Raw genomic sequence first — 2,487 nt, 5'->3', positions numbered from 1 at the left:
GGTCGAGACGCTGGGGAGCGCCTCACCCGCGACGATCTTTCCCTGCTGGCGGGCCGCCTCGGAAAAGGCGTCGTGCTGGGCCATGTACTGTTCCACTTCGGCCTCGGTGGCGTTGGCCCAGATCGACTCATCCTGGTATAGAAACACTGCAATTTTCATTTAGCTGCCCTCGCGTGGTCGAATGATGGCCCGGATTTCAGCAGGCCCGGTGGTATCAGCCAACAACTCATTGACGAATTCCGCCAGTGCCTCCGGGGCGTCGGTTTCCACCAGGGAGAAACCGCCCAGCCGTTCGGCGGTCTCCGTGTACGGGCCGTCGTCATACCAACGCTCCCACCGCGCAGGATCCGCGCCGTGGTGGGCGGCTGCAGCTCGGCGCCGCCCGTCAAGAGGTGCCGACCCTCGGCGCAGCGCCTGGCGAACTCCTTCCCCTGACGGTTGGGGTAGGCCGGGTTCGACAACCGGCCTCAGGAAATTTTCGCCACCAACTCCGACAGCTCCCTGGTCAGCTCCGGGGTGGTGGTGATCGGCTGACCGTCAAGGGAGTTGACCGGTGCGAGGAGACGGATGCTGGAAATCAGCCACACGCCGTCGGCGTCGTACAGGTCAGCGGGCACCAGCGGGCCGTACCCGAGTTCCCAGCCGGCGGCCTTCGCCACGGTAAACAACGCACTCTGCGATGTGCCGGGGAGGATCCCGCTTTCCAGCTGCGGGGTCAGTAGGGTCTTGACGCCGTCCCGGACCCGTGCCAGGAGGACTGTCGACGTCGGACCCTCAAGGACCTTGCCGTCCGATGAGGTGAAGATGACGTCGTCGGCGTCGTGCGCCCGCGCGTACCGGACCGCCGCCATGTTGACCGCGTAGGACAGCGTCTTGGCACCCATGAGCAGCCACGGTGCCCGCTGCGCCACCGTGCTGTCATACCCGCGCTCCAGGAACAGGACCGCAAGCCCATCCCTGCGCTGCTGCTGGGTCTTCGCCGGCACCGGCGCCACCTGAACCCACGCCGTCGGGGCGTCAGCTCCCTCAACCCCACGGGTGACCATGAGCTTCACGGCAAGCTCAGTATCAGCCTGGACGTGAGCCCCGGCGGCGTACTCGTCGAGTGCGGTGGTGATGGCCCGCCGCCAGGCATCCTCGGACGGGAGATCAAGGTCAAGGGCCCGGGCTGATGAGGCGAGCCGGTCCAGGTGCGCCTGCACCTTCCGGGCTTCTCCGTTGAGGGCCAGCAGGGACTCGAATATGCCGTCCCCGCGCGTTGCGCCAAGGTCGGTCGCCATGAGCTGTGGCAGTGATGCGTCGACGACGCGGCCGTCGTCGTGGGCGGGATCCAGGAACACAAGAACAGTCATGCGATCAGCTTAGTTGCCTCACTGACGCGGATGACGGTGCCGCACCCCTCCTATTTTCCCGTGCCAACCGGCACCGGATAGAATTTCATCAGTAGTGTTACCAACGGCACGCGGCCTCGTAGTAACGGGGCAGACCCCAAAGAACGGACAGTTATTGTGATCGGATTTATCGTTGCAGGACTCATCATCGGCGCGCTGGCACGGCTGATCAAGCCCGGGAAGCAGAACCTTGGGCTGCTGGCCACGCTCCTGCTGGGACTTGCCGGTTCAGTGATCGGCGGCGTCATCGCGAACCTTCTCGGCACCGGGGGCATCTTCGAGCTGAACGTTTTCGGATTCATCGTAGCGGTCATCGCCTCAGTACTGCTGATCGGCGTCGCCGAGGGCGTTAGCGGCCGTCGCAAAGTCCGCCGCTAGGTCAGCCTGGGGGCCGGATCTCACCAGAAACGGCCCCCAGCGCCAGCCTTGCCGGTTGCAAGCGGCGGACCTTGGCCTGGGGGCCGTTCCTGCGGTGAAACGACGCGCAGCGGCCCCATCGCAGCCAATTCCAGACTGCAGCGGCCCCATTCATCAGCCTTAGCTATCCGGGAACGCGGACCCGAGGCCTGACAGCACGCCGAACGCTTTGGTGCGCACCTCTTCCCACTCATCGTCCGGATCCGAATCGGCAGTGATCGCTCCTCCGACGCCCAGGCTGAGCCGGGTGCCGCCGCCGTCGTCCTCAAGCACCAGGGTGCGAATGACGACGGCGAGGTCCGCTGCACCGGTCAGGGAGAAGTAGCCGACGGCGCCCGAATACACCCCGCGCGGGGCAGCCTCCAGCTGGTCAAGGATGGCCATGGTGCTGATTTTCGGTGCCCCGGTCATCGACCCGGCCGGGAACGCCGCGGACACGGCCTCGGTCCGGGAGACGCCCGGCCGCAACTGGGCGTCGATGGTGCTGACCATCTGGTGCACGGTGGCGTAGCTTTCAATCTCACACAACCGGCTGACGATCACGCTGCCGGGGACTGCAACGTGCGAGAGGTCGTTACGTAACAGGTCAACGATCATGATATTTTCCGCGCGATCCTTCAGAGAGGTCTGAAGGTCCGTTCGGAGGGCCAGGTCCGCCGCCGGGTCCGACGAACGACGG

Annotated in this window: 2 protein-coding genes and 1 pseudogene (1 of these 3 only partly in view); 1 reads left to right on the top strand and 2 read right to left on the bottom strand. The window is 65.5% G+C overall.

Annotation, left to right across the window (positions count from 1 at the left end):
• Positions 1 to 467: 467 nt before the first annotated feature.
• Positions 468 to 1,352 (bottom strand): aminodeoxychorismate lyase, encoded by an 885-nt coding sequence (locus B384_RS0106120; RefSeq protein WP_019481111.1) that lies wholly within the window; start codon positions 1,350 to 1,352, stop codon positions 468 to 470.
• A gap of 156 nt (positions 1,353 to 1,508) precedes the next feature.
• Here B384_RS0106120 and B384_RS0106115 point away from each other — a divergent pair, with 156 nt between their 5' ends.
• Entirely contained in the window at positions 1,509 to 1,769 is a 261-nt protein-coding gene (locus B384_RS0106115; RefSeq protein ID WP_019481110.1) for a GlsB/YeaQ/YmgE family stress response membrane protein, read from the top strand.
• Positions 1,770 to 1,928: 159 nt separating this feature from the next.
• Here the strand turns inward: B384_RS0106115 and pabB are convergent.
• A pseudogene (gene pabB, locus B384_RS17935) lies at positions 1,929 to 2,487 on the bottom strand (aminodeoxychorismate synthase component I) (it continues 1,576 nt past the right edge of the window).

The organism is Arthrobacter sp. TB 23, from assembly GCF_000294595.1.
Classification (GTDB): domain Bacteria; phylum Actinomycetota; class Actinomycetes; order Actinomycetales; family Micrococcaceae; genus Arthrobacter_D.
The sequence above is the reverse complement of the archived record's forward strand: the minus strand, read 5'-3'. Positions and strand labels throughout refer to the sequence as shown.